This is a genomic window from Mucilaginibacter sp. HD30, from assembly GCF_054061755.1.
Window position 1 is genome coordinate 3,176,789 of the sequence record NZ_JBSSEO010000001.1, and the last position, 17,660, is coordinate 3,194,448.

18 protein-coding genes and 1 tRNA gene are annotated in these 17,660 nt (G+C 37.6%); 2 read left to right on the top strand and 17 right to left on the bottom strand.

Annotated features, from left to right (window positions below):
• Positions 1-99: 99 nt before the first annotated feature.
• From ACVW2L_RS15190 to ACVW2L_RS15230, 9 genes are all read right to left on the bottom strand, one after another.
• Complete coding sequence (locus ACVW2L_RS15190) at positions 100-942, bottom strand: agmatine deiminase family protein (protein ID WP_457128808.1); 843 nt, start codon at positions 940-942, stop codon at positions 100-102.
• Entirely contained in the window at positions 932-1,441 is a 510-nt protein-coding gene (locus ACVW2L_RS15195; RefSeq protein ID WP_457128809.1) for a hypothetical protein, read from the bottom strand. Before ACVW2L_RS15195 ends, ACVW2L_RS15190 begins: the two co-directional genes overlap by 11 nt.
• 113 nt (positions 1,442-1,554) lie before the next feature.
• Positions 1,555-2,883 (bottom strand): hypothetical protein, encoded by a 1,329-nt coding sequence (locus tag ACVW2L_RS15200; RefSeq protein WP_457128810.1) that lies wholly within the window; start codon positions 2,881-2,883, stop codon positions 1,555-1,557.
• Between the two features lie 8 nt (positions 2,884-2,891).
• A complete protein-coding gene (locus ACVW2L_RS15205; protein WP_457128811.1) occupies positions 2,892-3,641 on the bottom strand; it encodes an N-formylglutamate amidohydrolase in 750 nt (249 codons plus the stop codon).
• Between the two features lie 214 nt (positions 3,642-3,855).
• Positions 3,856-4,170, bottom strand: coding sequence for a hypothetical protein (locus tag ACVW2L_RS15210; protein ID WP_457128812.1), 315 nt, complete (start codon positions 4,168-4,170; stop codon positions 3,856-3,858).
• Positions 4,171-4,503 carry a hypothetical protein gene (locus ACVW2L_RS15215; RefSeq protein WP_457128813.1) on the bottom strand — a complete coding sequence of 111 codons (333 nt, stop codon included), beginning with the start codon at positions 4,501-4,503 and terminating at the stop codon, positions 4,171-4,173. It lies immediately after the preceding gene.
• Positions 4,484-5,089: a hypothetical protein gene (locus tag ACVW2L_RS15220; protein WP_457128814.1), complete on the bottom strand. Its 606-nt coding sequence runs from the start codon at positions 5,087-5,089 to the stop codon at positions 4,484-4,486. The genes ACVW2L_RS15215 and ACVW2L_RS15220 overlap by 20 nt, the downstream gene beginning before the upstream one ends.
• A 15-nt stretch (positions 5,090-5,104) precedes the next feature.
• Positions 5,105-5,392 carry a hypothetical protein gene (locus ACVW2L_RS15225; RefSeq protein WP_457128815.1) on the bottom strand — a complete coding sequence of 96 codons (288 nt, stop codon included), beginning with the start codon at positions 5,390-5,392 and terminating at the stop codon, positions 5,105-5,107.
• A gap of 6 nt (positions 5,393-5,398) precedes the next feature.
• A complete protein-coding gene (locus ACVW2L_RS15230) occupies positions 5,399-5,548 on the bottom strand; it encodes a hypothetical protein (RefSeq protein WP_457128816.1) in 150 nt (49 codons plus the stop codon).
• 121 nt (positions 5,549-5,669) lie between these two features.
• On the opposite strand from ACVW2L_RS15230, the gene ACVW2L_RS15235 reads away from it, so the two are divergent.
• A complete protein-coding gene (locus ACVW2L_RS15235; protein WP_457128817.1) occupies positions 5,670-5,909 on the top strand; it encodes a helix-turn-helix transcriptional regulator in 240 nt (79 codons plus the stop codon).
• 62 nt (positions 5,910-5,971) lie between these two features.
• On the opposite strand, the gene ACVW2L_RS15240 is transcribed toward ACVW2L_RS15235, so the two are convergent.
• From ACVW2L_RS15240 to ACVW2L_RS15270, 7 genes are all read right to left on the bottom strand, one after another.
• Positions 5,972-7,054, bottom strand: coding sequence for a hypothetical protein (locus ACVW2L_RS15240; protein ID WP_457128818.1), 1,083 nt, complete (start codon positions 7,052-7,054; stop codon positions 5,972-5,974).
• Positions 7,055-7,596: 542 nt separating this feature from the next.
• Positions 7,597-8,289: a M48 family metallopeptidase gene (locus ACVW2L_RS15245; RefSeq protein ID WP_457128819.1), complete on the bottom strand. Its 693-nt coding sequence runs from the start codon at positions 8,287-8,289 to the stop codon at positions 7,597-7,599.
• Positions 8,282-11,458 carry a type I restriction endonuclease subunit R gene (locus tag ACVW2L_RS15250; protein ID WP_457128820.1) on the bottom strand — a complete coding sequence of 1,059 codons (3,177 nt, stop codon included), beginning with the start codon at positions 11,456-11,458 and terminating at the stop codon, positions 8,282-8,284. The genes ACVW2L_RS15245 and ACVW2L_RS15250 overlap by 8 nt, the downstream gene beginning before the upstream one ends.
• Before the next feature lie 14 nt (positions 11,459-11,472).
• A complete protein-coding gene (locus ACVW2L_RS15255) occupies positions 11,473-12,729 on the bottom strand; it encodes a restriction endonuclease subunit S (RefSeq protein WP_457128821.1) in 1,257 nt (418 codons plus the stop codon).
• 10 nt (positions 12,730-12,739) lie between these two features.
• A complete protein-coding gene (locus ACVW2L_RS15260) occupies positions 12,740-14,320 on the bottom strand; it encodes an N-6 DNA methylase (RefSeq protein WP_457128822.1) in 1,581 nt (526 codons plus the stop codon).
• A 503-nt stretch (positions 14,321-14,823) separates the two neighbouring features.
• Positions 14,824-14,898, bottom strand: a tRNA-Val gene (locus ACVW2L_RS15265).
• A gap of 123 nt (positions 14,899-15,021) precedes the next feature.
• Positions 15,022-15,375 (bottom strand): hypothetical protein, encoded by a 354-nt coding sequence (locus ACVW2L_RS15270; protein WP_457128823.1) that lies wholly within the window; start codon positions 15,373-15,375, stop codon positions 15,022-15,024.
• Between the two features lie 379 nt (positions 15,376-15,754).
• Here ACVW2L_RS15270 and pdeM point away from each other — a divergent pair, with 379 nt between their 5' ends.
• The gene (gene pdeM, locus ACVW2L_RS15275) at positions 15,755-16,417 is read left to right on the top strand and encodes a ligase-associated DNA damage response endonuclease PdeM (RefSeq protein ID WP_457128824.1); all 663 of its coding nucleotides are present in this window, start codon (positions 15,755-15,757) and stop codon (positions 16,415-16,417) included.
• Here the strand turns inward: pdeM and ACVW2L_RS15280 are convergent.
• Positions 16,414-17,553: a TlpA family protein disulfide reductase gene (locus tag ACVW2L_RS15280; RefSeq protein WP_457128825.1), complete on the bottom strand. Its 1,140-nt coding sequence runs from the start codon at positions 17,551-17,553 to the stop codon at positions 16,414-16,416. The genes pdeM and ACVW2L_RS15280 overlap by 4 nt on opposite strands.
• Positions 17,554-17,660 lie beyond the last annotated feature (107 nt).

A 17,660-nucleotide genomic window follows, 5' to 3' on the forward strand; every position in this document is an offset into this window, starting at 1 on the left:
TTTTTAAGCCGTCTGATTGTTATAGTCTGGGTAAGGCAAGGCTATTGAATATGCTTCCAACCTCGGTTTACCGGGTTTGCAAAAAAGCTTTAAAATAGTTTAGATTTTAATATTCCAAGTTGCGCAATTGAGTACGCCGCCGAGTTTTGCTAATTCTCTACAATCAATCCCTATAAATTCTCTTCCCGAAAATACTTTTTGTAACTGAATTAGAGCACTTTGGTCAGTAGCGAGACCATAAACTGGATAAAATATGAAATTCTGAATTTCTAAGAAATTAATATAGCAACCAGTAGCATCGTTAGGGTCAACATTTTTCCATGATTCGTAAGGAAATTCAACGTAATGAATACCAGCATTCCGCAAACTCCATCTAAATATATAGCCAAAGTCCTGATAAGGTTTTTGGTTGGGATATTTATTGATTAATACAGTTTCTTTATTAATAAATCTTAACATTCCGTCTGCATGACCAACAAAATCTTTAGGTTCTTGGGGGATGATGATTACTTGTTTTACTTGTAGTGCATTTGCGATACAGTTAACTAAATCGTGTTCAAGAACTGTGGGGTTTTCCTTAAATATTTTACAGGTTAAGATGACCTTATTCGCACATTTAACAACATTACCACCATCAATAGTTATATCTACACACTCAGGATTAATCCCTAACTCGCCGTAAACCTTTGCGGAGTCGGTTTTCGTTATCTGATGTATCTTTGGAGTAAGATAATCAGGAGCATACCTAAACTGCACAAATCGATTTGTGGATAATTGCAAAGGCATATAATCAACCGCCCACAAATCTTTCGTGTTAGAAAGCATGGCGTGTTTTATATTATATTTTTCAAACCAAAATGTAAGCTGCTCAAATACATCCGGGCATTTATCTTGGAGCAGATTGGATAGATACACAAAGTTGGACTCTTTATCAGTTATCATTGTTTAATCTTTTCTTCCAAACTGTTGATATGGCTTTGCCAATAATCTTAAATTCTTCCTCGCTGAAAGTATCAGTCTTAGCATTATTGCACCAATAACAACTATAGGTCAGGTTACCTATGTTAGCATATTGCTCAGATGATACCATTCTATCGATTTCCAATGTTCTACCCCGTGAAGTTCTTTTGTTTACCAATCCGATTAAATGAAGTTCGGCAAGCTTTTCCTCCGTAATGCCGCAATAACGGCAACATTTTTCTGCGGATAAGTACCAGTGATAGAAATCCCAAAAATCGCCACCAATCTTTTTTGATTTCCACTTATTTCGGACAGAAATTAATGGTCGCCAACAGCTTTCTAACTCAGCATAAAGTCTAATTATGGTTTTTCTATCAACAGCTAAAAGTAGGGCTGATTCAGCATAACTTTTAGAGTTGATAATCACTGTATCAACAAATTTCTTTTCTAACTCTGAGAGATTTTGTATTGTGCGGTCCATGTAAAAGCAATGTTCTAAGGCAAGTGTACTGATTATTTTATTGCACTTTTAGAAATTTTCTGTAAGATGTTAATGTTGCAATTACTTCGATGTATTTCGGTGCTTTTTTAAAGTTACTGAACCTTAGTTACATCATAACCTTCGCCACCGCATTTAAAGCACACCCCTCCTTCTACATGAATATATTGAGACAGATTTCCCGAACCACCGCATCTGTCACATGGCGTGTAAAAACCGCTTCCGCAACATTTACACAGTTCTAAAAATCCATTATATTCCCCATCTACAACACCAGAGTTATAGGCAATAATTTCGCCAGCTACTTCATAGTCTTTTAACGCATAAGCGCATCGTTGGTCTATATGGTAAACTAATCTCTCCCTTATTTTTCTTGGAGGTCTACCGGGAATGTGGAAGAACTCACTTTTACCTAATTTAGCGTCCAATTCTACTTTGGTAGCTTTGGTAAACCAGATAAGTTTTTGTTTTTTATTTGAACTAACCTCTACATTGAGATTGCTTTTTTTAACTACCTCATTACGTTCCCCTAAAAATTTAAACTCTTTATTCTCGATATAGGCATCCCCGGAAACCATGTTATTTGAGATTATTCCAAAAAATTTAGTACCTTTTCCGTCAATACTAAAACAAAAATCATGATAACACAACTTCCATGTATGCTCCCCATCTATAAGTTCTAAGTTTTCGTTGTAAATAGTACATTTTTTTGATGGATGGAAGTCAACAATAAAATTGCTTTTATCGGCTATAAGTGTAAACTTCCAACGTTTATCATAAAAATTAAGTCCAATATTGATACATCTCGTACCACGCAAGGAGTAATTATGACCTGTTTTTGTAATTGCCATTCCAGTCATGTGATTACGCTTGAAAGTAAGGCTATATATTTTCATACCTCCATAGAGACAAAATTTAATTGCCGACTTGTTATATTCCCAATATGTATTTGTTGATTCCCTTTGCCAATCGCTACGAAGTAAAAACATCTCCCCGCCTTCACAGAACTCAATCACAATAAAATTTAATGGATTGTCACTGTGACTAAGCATCCAATATCCATTAAACGTTGAAGCCCAATTATAACCGAATAGATTTGTCTTATGTATCGCATTATTAGTGGAAATATTTAAAATTTCACCTGTTAAAGTTTGACGCTCATCACCTCTACGAAGTTCACCACTTATTTGTTCATCGATTACATTACCTTTTAAAATTATTAAGTCAGAGTCGATACTTACACAGAATACATTATTTTCTACCGACCATGAATGTACACCAGTGGTAATTTCAAAATCGTCAGAATAGATTATGCATTTATCCGCAGGTAAAAAGTGAATTGTAAAAGTGTATGAGAGTTCAGACGACAAAAATCTCCAAATTTCGTTTAATAATTTGGAATAAGTATTGTGTGATTCGGCCATTTCGAAAATTACAAAAAATGCCGCAATACTTTGACAAAGTACTCGTGAATTGCAAGCTTGGTTTTGAAGTATCCTCTGCTTTTACTGTTGGTGCCCGGCACCATGTAAATATCACGGTTAACTTCTATCATAATTGAGCAAACTCGCTTGTCTTTTTTGTAATGTTTAAACGGAATAATACTCCCAGAATAAGGACTATTGCATTTGACTTTGTATCCTCTTCCCTTAAAATAAGCCTCGGTAAAGTGCAATAAAGCCATTGGGGTGTGATAACTGTCCGTCCCTATACAAATACCCGGCCTTGGTGTTTCTTGGCTTAAATCTCTTTTAAATGGCTCATTACTGAACGAGTGGCAATCAATGATTAGCGCATGACCGTTCACTTTTAATTGTTCATCTACAGCCACTGTTAGCTTATCATGATGAGGTTTATAAAAGCTGTTTATAATAGTAGACTGTTGTTCTGTTGTTAGTATCCGCAAATCACTGCCATCATCACACCTTTTATAACATACACCCATTCCGTAACTAGCCATTACCTCCTGCTCATCATCCGCAAACCGCTCAACATCGCAAAAAACACGATTAAAGTCAGCAATTATCGGAATACCCCCCGCAAAAGTAAACAGCTCATTTGTGTGCCAATCGGTTAGAAGCAACATCTCATCTTCAAGCTTATCATCACTTACTAAATACCCTGTTTTATCAGGAATATTAGTGCTGGCGTGAGGGATATGAAGGATTGGCTTGATACTCATCTAATTATTTGAAAATTTTTCAAAAACATTTTGCAAGGCTATTTATCACTGCAAGTCACCTTTTTGCGTGAATTAGGCGTAAAACACCGCTTATATTGTTGAATTATCGTAGAAATCGGCATTGATAAGCCCTGCCGGGCGGCCTCTCGGACCAATAGGTTCCGATAATAAAGCTTATAGGTACAGTAAAACCGGGTTATGGTACATATAATAATCAGGAAATATGGTTATTAATCTCTGAATGCATAGAAGCTAATGTTTCTTTATTATCTATAATTGAGTTTCTTATTTTATCAAAAGTACTTAAACCCATTTCTTCCCCATTCTCAAAAACACCATGCAACATCACATGTATTAATCCTGCTGTGAAATGTGGCGTAAACGACCTGCTTTTTACTATAAACATAGTGCGCTGGTTAACCGCTTCAATCATATCCCCCACCTCAGGAAGAACAGGAAATTCATAAGTAAGAATGTCACTAAAGAACTGCGTATTATACAACGTAATACTGTATTTTTTTTCCATCATTTATGACTGAATTATAACGACATAAAAAAAAGCCAGTACAAGATAAATTAAAAGTAGCATAGGAATCGCTACTAAAGCAATTACAAAAAATTGAAATATTAAGGTTCTTATTTTAACGCTAAATATCATTAGGAGACCCGTGATAGCAGCAATGCCACCCACTAAAAACCTTGTCTCAGTATTTGCATCTTTACTTTTAAAAGCATACATAAGGCTTGTAAGTATTAATATAACTGATATGGCAGCCCCACCAACAATAAGTAAACCAGCCCCTGTTTCTTTTATATCTGTTTTAATACCATTTTTAAAATCATTATAACTGTTGTTGCTCATTTGGCGCAGGTTGAAATGATGATTTTATTAAGAATTTATCGAAGACTTTTAACTTGCTTTTAACTGTATCCAACAGCTCAATGTTCTTCCTTAGGTAATTCATGCGTGTAGTATTAAGCATCATCATATCCCCGGCGTTATTAAATTCGTCTGCTTGCAAAGTTCTGAACACATCTTTCCCTGCTTCTATGTTCGCTATTAATAATCCCAAACTAAGAACCTGCTTATTTGGAGATTGCAGATTAAAGGTTTGATACATCCCCGTCCAATTAACTGAGCTATACTCAGAGCCATATTCCGCACCTATTAAAATATCAGAATATGGATGTATCGGCTCAGTATCATCACTTGTTAATAAGTCATTAATGTGCTGCCCCGGCAAATATTCTAATGTTAAAAAACCCATCTGCTTTTTACCCCAAAGACTCTTCTTGAAGAAGTGATAAATTATACCATTTTGTATATACTCTTCTTCAATTATAAGGTACTGTAAAAATAATCCGCTGATTGTTTCTATGGTTTCCTTGTAAGGCTGGTATGTTATTATTGATGGTTTAATACCGCCATAATCTGAAATTAATGACATGTAATTATGATAAAGTTATTGATGTAGAAAATTATAGGAGTCACTCCAATGGGTAGCCTCTTCAAATCGCAGGATTTGAGGGTCTCGCACAGTTTTTCTCTCCCACTTTTGCGTAATGTTGTTATATCGTGACCAGTATTCCTGATGTTGAAATCGTTTTTCACCATTTGGCAAAACAAGGATGTGCGGCGGAGCGACTTTCCAGAATTCCCATTCAGTATACTCCTTTATTGAATGTTTTTTGGAAATGAGAATTACTACAAAAAGTGTTATTGCAGCCGAAATCGCAAAAATTGCAATCATGTTCTTTTAAATTTCTCTGGTGGATGCGATAGCTTTAAACTTACCTGCGTATTGCGCTTTAACAATTTGCTCGGCCTCATAGCTATTCTTAGCTTGAATAACTACTTCAAGTGCGCCGGATGGGATAAGGTAAAATCTGACTTTATAGGATTTCATAAATTCGTTATAAAGTCCTAATCTACAAAAAATAAACCATTTTACCAACACCTGTATTGGTAAATAATACCCACACCTGTATTGGTGAAGCCTATTGTCATTACCTGCATCATTGTAGTTGATGTCAGAAGTAAAGAAATCAGCGTTAGACCAGCATATAATTGGAGTTGTAAAGCAACTTAGGGTCAAAAACGGGCTTTCTCAGGCGGCTTTAGCTGTTAAACTTGATGTTACAGATTCTTTTATCGGGGCGATAGAAAACCCCTTACATAGGGCTAAATACAATATTGACCATCTTAACAAACTTGCTAAAATATTCAACTGTTCTCCTAAAGACTTTTTTCCAGATAACCCTTTATGAGGTAAGAATATCCCCCGGAAAGATTTTTCACAATCCGGGAGACATAATCCAATAACAACAGTCTATGCTGTGTAAACTCCTCGGTAGGAAAAAAGCAGGCCACCATTCATCAGCTCTCGTGTAAACAAAGCTTTTGTATGCTTATTCAGTGGAAACTTTATATCTTTTTCTGTTGATGTTATTATATGATGATAAAGTCTTTGCTTTTCAAACTCCGATAATGCTTCACACCATGGTTGCATTTCATCGTAGTTGTATAACACACCCCATGTATCGCCATGTTCTATCCCCACTCCCAGTCCCTGTTCTAAGTAGTGAATTGTCAGATTGCCTTTAAAGGCTTTTTCTTCAACATTTGGCATTGTGTTTTGACTCAATAAAGTAGCTAATTGGCTAATATCTGGCTCGTCCTCAACTACATCCACGGGAGTGACAGTATCAAATGATAGCGGCAGAATTTCTTCCATTGCGCCTGATGCATCTAACATTAGGTTTTGGTCTAAAGGTGATTCATCCACCTTGGTGTCCGTTTCTGATATGGTTGTAGCCTGCGGGTTATCGTTCACTATTTCAACATTGGATATCCTTATAGTAGATTGCTTATCTTTGCCTGTAATCGACTGATTAACAAACGATAACACCTGCGCTCTCAATTCATCTATTTGTTTTTGTTGCGCCGCTATAATTGCAGAATTGGTCGTTGCTTTGCGCTCTTTGATAAAGCTGGATGTACTGGCATTCTTTACAATATGGCCATCCAGTATCCATTTCTTCACAAACGTTACTTCATGGGCATAGTAAAAGCTTTGTTGCGTATCCGCTGCTTTAATGTCAAACGGGGTAACCATCTTATAAGTATTGCTGGTATTACCGGGATGATAATTTGCTGCTAATTTTATTATGCCATTTGCCACTAACTTCCTAAGCATCATGGCAAGTTCCGTGCCTTTTATACCAAAAAACCACTGATGGTTTTTTGAATGTATCTGGTACCCACCTCTGTTGTCGTAGTAGTTAATCTGATGTATCAGAAATTCTACCTTAGGTTTAAACTTAATTGAATGTTCTTCAAATAAGTTTTGAAAGTTGAACCCCGCCGGGGTGTTGAAGATAACAGGTTTATCTTCGTTGTTTAATTTATCCATTTTCTGTGTTATATTTCTTATTAAATCTACCTCACTATGCCTAACTCAATTATCAAGCATATCCCACATCAATAACACTGGTATAGTTTATTTTGGTGGCAAAGTTTATTAGGTAACCAATTCTTTATCAATTAGTTATAGTGCAAATATAGTTCTTTTTTTAGCCGTGTCAAGTGGTGAAATAAAAAACTTCAATATTATTTTTTGAGACGATTGTAGCAAGAAAACTACCCGGCAAACTACCCAGAAAACCCTGCGGTAAACCCTCTTGGAAACCATTCCTTTATAGTAATAGTATATAGCTAATAGAAATAAAAAAAAAGAAATATATAATTTAAGTTACATGGAGAGGTTTTCTTTGAGAAGAGTATTCAATACCATTCCTTTCTGATAATTTACCGGTAGGTGTATTGAGTAATTAATGTTAATTAACAAATATGTTGGAAGTGTGGGCATCTCAACAACAAGGCTTATTTATTTTGATTGAGACCTGCGCAGCAGAATATCTCAACTGTTCACAGTGCCAGGGACGGCACATTTGGTTACAGCTGTAACCCGTAAATCTTCTCATCAAGTTCTTTCCAGTTACCAATATACTTAGATACTTCTGCCCAATACTCCTTTGAATGGTTTTTGATTTTAGTATGTACAAGTTCATGTACTATAACATAATCTATCAATGAAAAAGGGAGTTTTACGGTATCAATGTTAATTATTATATTGTTGGTATCAGTGCAGCTACCCCAACGTTTAGTAAGATTTAAAAACTTTAATTCGTTGTGGTGTAAACCGGTGGTCTTCGACCACTTCTTTATGCGGGGAGTTATCTTCTCAATTGCTTTGGCTTTATAGAAATATTCCAATGAAGTTTTAATTGCAGCCTGAACATCAACAAAAGGGTTAACAGTAAGCTTGAATTGTGAATGATTAAATTGAATCTCAGCGTTAGCAACAGTACTATCAAATATTACCTCTGTGTAATACCTTCTACCCAAGTACATTATTCTTGAACCGGTAACAATTTCTTGTTCTTCAATCCCCCGTACAAGATTCAATTTATTTATTATCCACCTTGCTTTTTTGAGTATCAGTTGGTCTGCTTTGTATAGTGGTAACGATTTGCCTTTGAGTACTACTCCTGCATGTTTCTCAACCACGATATAATGCGATTTAAGGCCATCCTTTTCAAGAATGGAGTAATCAATCACGCTGTTACCATACTTTACCTTAGGCATCTTTATTTCGCTTTAAAACCTCTATTAATTCTTTAGCTTTAACCTTTGCTGCTGGTCTTTCAATTTTATCTTTTATAACAGAAATTATCTTTTTTTCCATCTCATGTAGTACTAAACCTTTACCCTCCCAACCAACAATTCCAAGCTCGCCATCTATAATATCAAATAACGAATTAGTGGCTGCTTCCGCATCTGATTCACCATAAATAGTTTTCATGGTATTGTAAACCGCTATTTGCCGCTCAGTGAAAAAGCCTTTAGCTGCTCCTTCCCGGTGTTCGTTAATAATTTCATCCTGAATATCAGCAAAAGCCTTCAACAGGTTTATTTGCGTTATGCGGTCATCTTCCCGCTCTTTTAGTAAAGCTTCCAACCGCTCGGCAAGTGGTTTATAAAAGTCAGGGTTTTTATCCAGTCCTACTTTTATTACGTGTATCAAGTTGTTACGCATCTTTAGCTCTTTGGTAGCCGGGGATGCGTTCATAATCTCTTCTTTAAATTTATCTTTATCAATAATTGAGATAGGTTTGTACAGTAAGCTTGCAATACCCTCAGACCGCAGGTGCGCATCTATCAAGGCTTGTAGCATCTGGCTCTCATCTTTTGTTACTTTCAGCTCTTCATCATCCGGGTAGGCATTCCTTGCACGAAGCTTAATTTCGTTATATAATTTGAAGTCATCAAAAAACTTCATCGCTTTGACATCAGGTAATACAATAGCTACGCTTTTGTTAAAGTGTTTTAATACCTCTTTAAAATTATCCCGCTTATCTACGGGTTCAATAAACCGTATCGCTTCATCAATGTATTTATCACGGTTTAAATGCCTGTTGGCTTTTAATGGCCTGAAAAAATCCACCAGCTTAGTATGATTTAATTCCAGCTTAGGATACTCCTCGTTTATGTTCTTTAAAATATCATCCGGGCGCAAGTCACCAGAAAATATTTCAAGTGCTTGAATAAGGAAGGCCGATATACCATAATAGTCAACTATGTAACCCGCCGCTTTGCCCTTTCTGCTGCGGTTTACCCGTGCTATTGCTTGCAGTAGGTTATGTTCTTTTAAAGGCTTATCTAAATATAGGCAAGATGCTATCGGTGCGTCATAGCCTGTTAAAAGCATATCAGAAACGATAAGTATCGCCGTATTGTCAAACCTCTTCCTTCCAGATTTTTCAACTTCTGTAACATCACCAAACGGCAGTTTATAATCCTCAGTAAGCGTTTTAATATCTTCCGGCGCAACAACCCAAAGAGGTTTTAAATCATCAGGGTGGTTTTTATTCCATTCAACAGTTTTGTAGTATTCCTCTGCAATCTCATCTGTTTTTGGCGAACCAATACTTACAACCACTTTGGTCTCAAAATCATGGTAACCTGCGGCTTTTAATTCCTCGAAGGCTTGCTTGTAACGGATAGCACCAAACCTTCCATCGCATACCAGTATGGCTTTGTTACCGTTCTTGAAAATCTTATCCCGGAAATGGGTAATAATGTGTTTACCAATCTCGTTAATGCGGCTGGTTGAAAACTGGTAAGTTTTAAGTGCTTTATTTTTTAGTAGCTCCTGCCTCTCTTCGGATTCGTCCCCAAACTTTTTGTGAAATTCAGCATCAAGCTCTTCCTTTTTTATATCAAGTTTGGCTATACCTTCATCATACAATAGCTCAACTGTTGCGCCATCTGCTACTGATTCTTTAATAGTATAAACATCTAAATAATCACCTCCATAGAACTCACCTAAGGTGCTTTTATCTTCTTTTGATATTGGTGTACCGGTGAACGCTACAAACTTCGCATGGGGCAGCACAGAGCGCATAAACGAGGCTAAAAAGCCGTATTGACTGCGGTGTGCTTCGTCTACCAAAACATATAAATTCTTTTTGTTGGATAGCTCTTCAAGCTTTACTTCTTCCCGTTCAACTTCCAGCCATTTACCATCTTTGGCAATCTTCGTTATCTTAAAAAGTATGTTATTATTGATATGTTTTTCAACCCGCAGTTTTTCCTCTTCAATATCTGTCTGGTCAAGTGAATCGGTGGCCTCAGTATCGGCTTCCTGAACCTTTTGTATGGTTGTGGTAATGATACCTCCATAATCGTTGCGCAGTAACCTGTCCAGATTCTTTACCGACGATGCTTGACGTACATTTTTCAATCCCACGTTTCGCAGTGTACCTGTAATTTGTATGTCCAAATCTTTACGGTCGGTCATGACAATAACAGTAGGGTTATCAAAACCGTACTCTGGTGCTTGTAATTTACGGGTAACGTATGCCATGGTGATAGACTTTCCGCTGCCTTGGGTATGCCATATAACCCCTCCCTTACCCTCTTGTAATTTGTCAATAGTATTGTTGGTGGCCCGGATTTGCTGGTAGCGGGGGAGTTTTTTAATAACCCTCCCTTCATCCAATTCAAAAATGACAAAGTGCCGTATGATGTCCAGTAACTTCTCTTTTTGGAACAGGTTGTATATTAATCTGTCTTGTTCGGTAGTAATACCGGCAACCTCCTCATAGGGCTTTACCCGGAACACTGAATAAAAGGCGGCTGGTGAGTTAATTGCGCCATACTTACCACCAACACCCCATATAGTGGCGCATATCTGGTTATGGTAAAACAGCTTTTCGGAATTGCGCTGATAAAATTCTAAATCGCTGTGTGCATTTTCAAAAGAATTATGGGCGGCGGGGGCTTTACACTCAATCACTCCGATAGGCAAGCCGTTTACGTAAACTACCAAATCTGGAATAGAGTGCCGGGCGATACCGTAAACCTTCAACTGGCTAACAACTAAAAAGTCGTTATCGTCCACATGGTCGGTATCATACTCGATAAACTTTACCGGTGGGAACTCTTCTTTGCCATTGATAACCTGCTTAACTGAAAAGGTGCTCCCCTTAATTAAATTCCAAAAATTTTGGTTTACTTCCATCAGGGATGTACCCTGTACCTCGGTTATCTTATCGTATGCTTTACTTAGGTTGGTTTCATCAATCCACGGGTTAAGCCGTTTAATAGCTTCTAATAGCCGGTCTTTAAGAATTATATCATTTATGCTGATGCGCTCGTGAGTACCGCTACCATCCCAATATTGGTAACCCAATTTTTGGAACAACTCTATTGCTGGTTGTTCACTGTAGATATACTCTGGCGACTGGCTCATGCTACTGCGCTCTGTTATTGATAGGTGTTAACTCGTACTTTACCAGTAAGAAGTTGTTGCATTAATCCCGTTTTCAGCTTATTGAGATTTTCATTTTTTATATTAAGCATTTCTATTTTTTCATCTATAGCATTCAGGATAGAGGCGATTTTTTTTTGCTCTTCTATAGGAGGAAAGGGTAATAAAAAGTTTCTAACAACTTTAACATTCAAGTTTGGCACACCTGCACCTTGGAAAACACTTCTATTAGCCATGCTTTTAACAACGCTGCTATTTAAAAGATGCTTTATGTAATAATTGTGATTTTCGGAATTTACTTTAATAAGGGTTAAGCTTACATAAATGCTAAATTCGAAGGAATGTTCAATGATACCTGCTTCGCCGAATTTTGCTCCAACTCTTGAATATAAAATATCTCCTTTTTCGGGTTTATTATTTTTGGTAAGCTGAGTATGAAATTCACGAGATATAAATTTGTATTTATCCAAAACCACTTTTCCATCCCTTACGTTTTGTGCTGACAAAAACGGCACACCTACACAGTCGTCAACATATTGTGGTGTTGACGCAACTCCACAGGTGATGACTGTGGTAACATCTTCAAATTTTTTTACTTTCCACGATTCAGGAATTTCACCTATTACACTACTTTTAAAATTGGAATGCCCAATACCTCTCGTTAATAAATTGCTACTCAAAAATTCTTTTAATTTATGGTATTCAATTATATGAGCTTTAACAATATTGATTTTTTCGTCAACTGCCGAAAGTACTTCTGCGATTCTTATTTGCTCATTCAGAGGTGGTTGTTGAATGATTATATTCTCAAATACTTTCTTGGAAAGCTCTAAGAATGTACTGCCGCTTGATAATTGAATTAGCTTAGGCTTTAAATTAACTACTAAGTAGTACAAAAATTCAGTTGACCAATTTTTATTCGGTACAATAGCTTTAAAACCTTGATTGGTGGTTAAGGACACCTCATTTATGGCGCAATCTCCTATAGTTGCTCTTGTGCAAATTACCAACGAATGAATTGGTAAAATATTTGCTGAGGAATTTTTAAGGCCTTTCTCTGAAATATTACGTGAAGTATAATTAATATACTTACTCCCTTTTAATGATGTAATATCTGTTGGTGTACACCATAAAATATTCCCTTGCCAATATTCGGGTTTAGAGGTATCGGGCGTACCTCCACTTATAATTAACCCGGTATCTGATATTTTAGCTAAAAGCCAATTTTCCGGAAATTCGTTCGCTTGTGGCATAATATTGTTGTTATATCCCCAATTCGGTTAATAGGTTTTGCAATTTTTCATCGATAGCTTTTTCTGCTAACTCCAACTCTTTAATTTTTAATTTTACTTGATGAAGGTCGATTTCGGCTGCTTTTACCTGATTATCGATATACCTGCTTATATTGAGATTATAATCATTATCGGCGATTTCATTTGTGTTAATTAACCGAGCATAACTTTCCTTTTGGTTTTCCTGTAATGATTGCGCTAACGCAAAATTGTCGTAAGCAGAGATTATGGCTCTGATATTATCTTCCGTAAGCTCGTTTTGATTATTTCCTTCTTTATATTCTTTACTGGCATCAATAACAATGACTTTGTTTTTTAGATAAGTGGGCTTACTTTTATTGATAATCCAGATTGAGGCGGGTATGCCGGTGTTATAAAATAACGCAGCGGGTAAACCTACTATGCCTTCAATCAAATCTTCTTTTAATAACTTTTCTCTTATTGAGCCTTCTGTACCACTTCTAAAAAGGGTACCAAGTGGTAGTACTACACCAGCCTTACCATCCAGCTTTAAAGAAGCAATCATGTGTTGTAAAAAAGCTAAGTCCGCATAGCCTCTTGGTGGTATCCCGTATTGAAATCTACCATGTTTATCAACCACTTCTTTTGTATAATTAGGTGCTGATTTCTTTTCTTTCCCTTCTTTATCCAGTTGAACTTCTCGATTGGCTTCAATCAATCCCCACCACGCATCTTGTGAGAATGGCGGGTTAGCAATTACCCTGTCAAACAACATCAAGCTGTCATTTTCTAAGTGTTGTGGGCTGGTAAGCGTATCGCCTTTTCTAAGGTCAGCTTCAACAAAGTTGTGAAGTATCATGTTCATCTTACCGATAGCCCAAGTACCTACATTCTTTTCCTGCCCATACAATGATACGTTGATGTTGTTACCAACTTTACCTTCCGGCAGTTGAGCAACGTACTTAGCCGATTCAATCAACATTCCACCACTGCCAAAAGTGGGGTCGTATATCTTGTTTTTGGGTTGCGGCTTGATTAATTGTACGATGGTTTTTACAACTCCTTGCGGTGAATAAAACTCGCCACCTTTTTTTCCAGCGTCATCGGCAAATTGTTTAATGAGGTATTCATAAGCATCACCTAATAAGTCCGGAGTGTATAAGTCCCTATTGGCTAATGAGTGTTGATTGAAATGGCGTAGTAAGCGTTGTAATACTTCGTCACTCAGCCTGTCTTTATCACCAAACTTGGTTGTGGTCAATACACCTTCTAAATATTTTGTGTTTTCACGCTCAATGGCGGCAAATGCTTTATCTAATGCCACCCCAATATTTTCGGTAACCTTTTTAAGTGCACCCCACCGGGCTTCGGCAGGTAATTTAAAAAAAGGCTCTTCTTCGGCATCTTCCCGGCTTATGCCGTCACGTTCTATTATGGTTTCAACCTCTTCATCAAAAACATCGTTAGCACGTTTCAGGAACAGTAACCCAAATATGTAGTTTTTAAAATCAGAGCTATCAATACTGCCCCTCAATATATTGGCAGAATCCCAAAGCCATGATTCCAGTTTATCTAAAGTAAGTTGCGACATAGTTTATGTAAATTCAAATAGTAATAAATGAATTAGGCTAAGATATTTTAATTGGGCTTAACTTTTAAAAGTTTTTTACGCCATGCGTAAGACCCGGAACATGCTAAAAATTCACAACAAAATTTTACCAGAAAAATTTTTTTTAGAGCTCGCATTTTTTTCAAAACAAGCCCGTTTTTAAAAGACTATTATTCCCACCCAAAAAAATTGTTACGATTTTCGGAGCGTGTCTCTCCCCGGTTGGGGGTGGGGTGCAGGTGGGGGGTAAGGGGGGATACCCCCGGTAACCCTATATACCGGGGGAGCTAAGGTAAACTTTATGTTTGCCTTGGTAATCCCGGTAATTTTTCGTATATTGTATGTAATTAATTAAATCATTAACCGGTTTGGTTGCTTGCAAAATTTGCAAGCATTTGCAAGCGATTTGCAAGCACATTGATAGGATAGAAAAGTTAGGAGCAACAAAAAAGGCCTAATTCATGCGAAAAAGACCTTTTGTTAAGTGGGAGTTACTGGGTTCGAACCAGTGACCCTCTGCTTGTAAGGCAGATGCTCTGAACCAGCTGAGCTAAACTCCCTTGTTTTGGGACTGCAAATATAGAATCTCTACACAACTATGCAAAAATAATTTTCAATTATTTTTACTCAGCTCATTTAGTGTGTTTTACGTTTAATAAAGCGGTGAGGAAGCTGCTTTTTTATTACATGGCAATATCATTGCTATGGCCCGGGCGTGGGTCTTCGGGCAAAATTTCCATTTCGGGATAGTTAATATATTCGGCATACCATTGAATGGCCCCCACCACGTCTAATGCGTCTTCGGCCGTTATATCAATAGTTTCAAAGGCGTATAATTTTTTGTGGGCATATCCAAAAAGCTGTATCTCGTTCGGATCCGGATTTATCTTATCACTATCCAAACAGTAAACCCTGATCTTTAAACCGGTATCTCTAGAGTGTATAACGTCTCTGCAAGGGTTTTTTGGGTCGGTAGCTAATAAATACACATTGTACTCCATATCCTTTCTAACAATAGTTTGTGCCGATGGTTTCATAAATTATTCGCTTAGCGCTATTAATTATTACGCAGTTAATGCATTTGCCTGTTAAACAAGTTTAGCCTTTAGTATTAGTTAATTAAAGCTACATACGGTTATGGCAAATTTTACCCAATTAGGGGAAGTATTTTCCTCATAGTAAATTAATTCCACACCTTTTAGTTGTGTTTTGGGCTAAAAACGCATAAAATACTCTTGGCATTTTTTTTGGACAAAATGCGCATACGCCCACCCAAAGGGCTGTTTTTCATAGGTAGATGTAGGGTCGTAAAACTGCGAGAGTTTTCCGACCCTTTTTTTATGTGCTAAAATTTGGCTTGTTTGTTAGCATGTGTATCACGCCAAAGGATTACATCCAATTTATTATTTTTGCCCCATGACGATAAGCGCGGGTGCACCATATAAACTATTTGATCAGGATCTGTTATTGTTGCCGCAAAAAGCCATTTACTGGCAGCAGCAAAAAGCATTAATGGTTGCCGATGTGCATTTAGGCAAAACCGGCCATTTCAGAAAAGCAGGCATAGCAGTTCCGCGAGACCTGGAGCAAAATGACCTGGCAGTATTATCTGATCTTGTGGCCGAGTTTAAACCCGAACGCATCATCTTTTTAGGCGATTTGTTTCATAGCGATATAAATGCTGACTGGGAGTGGTTTGCTATGTGGCGACAACAATTTCCGAAGGTTATCATTGATCTGGTAAGAGGGAACCACGATATTATAGCCGATAAATATTATGATCAGTTAAATATCGCGCTGCATAAACAAATGATCATCGGGCCGTTTTTAATGCTACATCACCCACTAACCGAAGATGACCTACAGTTAGTAACGCAATATGCATTTTGCGGCCACATACACCCGGGCATCCACTTAACGGGCAAGGGCCGTCAAAGTATTACGCTGCCATGTTTTGCAATTGGCAGCAGGCAGGCCATCCTGCCGTCCTTTGGCAAATTTACAGGCCGCGTAGCGGTGCGTAGCAGCAAAACCGATAAGATATTTGCCGTGCTAAAAGATAAGGTGGTTGGCGTTTAGCGCTTCGCCATATAATTGTTAACAGCCACTTCCAGCTCGTAATAATCAAGGCAGCGTTTAATTATATGGCCCTTGCCATCCAGTATATAATAGGTAGGTATTTTTGTGATGGCCCAGTTCTTTGCATTGGGCGAGTCGTCGCCTTTAAGGTCTGATAACTGCGGCCAGGTCATGTTGCTCTTTTTAATGTAAGCCAGCCATTTGTCGCGATTGTCATCAAACGATACACTTACAACTTCAAGGCCCTTGCTTTTATAGCGGGGCAACATGTTTTTCTGCATTTCATCATGATCGCGCAAACTTTGCGAATTGAGTGCCCGCCAAAAATCAACTATAATTACTTTTTTATTCAGTGCTTTCAATTCAATGGCCTTGCCCTCTGGCGTACTTCCTTCAATTTCGGGTGCTTCTCCCCCGGCAGCCAGGCGGGTAAGCTGTTTCAATTTTTCCTCCAGTTGCTTGCCTTCATCAGTGCTTTTTGCAGCGTCGCTCAATTTGTTAAATAACGCATAGTAACCAATTGGGTTTAGCTGGTATTCGGTACTCAGCATTAAATGCGGTACAATCTCACTATCAGCATGCTGCTTTAAAAACGCCTCAAACACTGCAACCATATCAACTACATTGGCATCTAACTGCTGGTTGCGCAGTTGCTGCAAACGGGTGTTACGCTCTTCAAATGTCAGCAACTCATCATCAAGCTTGTGCATTTGCGCATCAAAAGACATTACTTTGGCGCGCGACGCTACCTTAGCAGCCGTTAGCAGATTGTAATAAGCTGATAGTTCTGTTTGTTTTTTTGGTGAGCTTGTTATTTCAGGATATTTTTCAATGTTCTTGGCATCCAGTTTTATAGTGTAGAAAACACGGGGTTCAAGGTAAATTTCATTTTTTTTGGATGACTTGCCTCCTATAAAAAACACCAATTTATAAAAACCCGCTGATGGCAGAGGCTGCCTGTTAATATAAAACTTGCCATTGGCTATTTCGGTCTGATAAACAATTTCGTTAGCGTTATTGCTTATCAGCACCTTGCCCGTACTACCGCTCAAAACCGTTCCGGTAAATTCAACAGTGTTATTACCACAGCCCGTAAGTAGAAAAACGGTGGCCAAAAGAAAGAAAAAATAGCGCATAGGGACAAAGTTTTAGCGGGGCAATTTATTTAAACTTAAGCGTTTTTTAAAGTTGATTTTATAATGTTACATGGTCAAAACTTTGTCATTTTTTTAGATTGATTCTA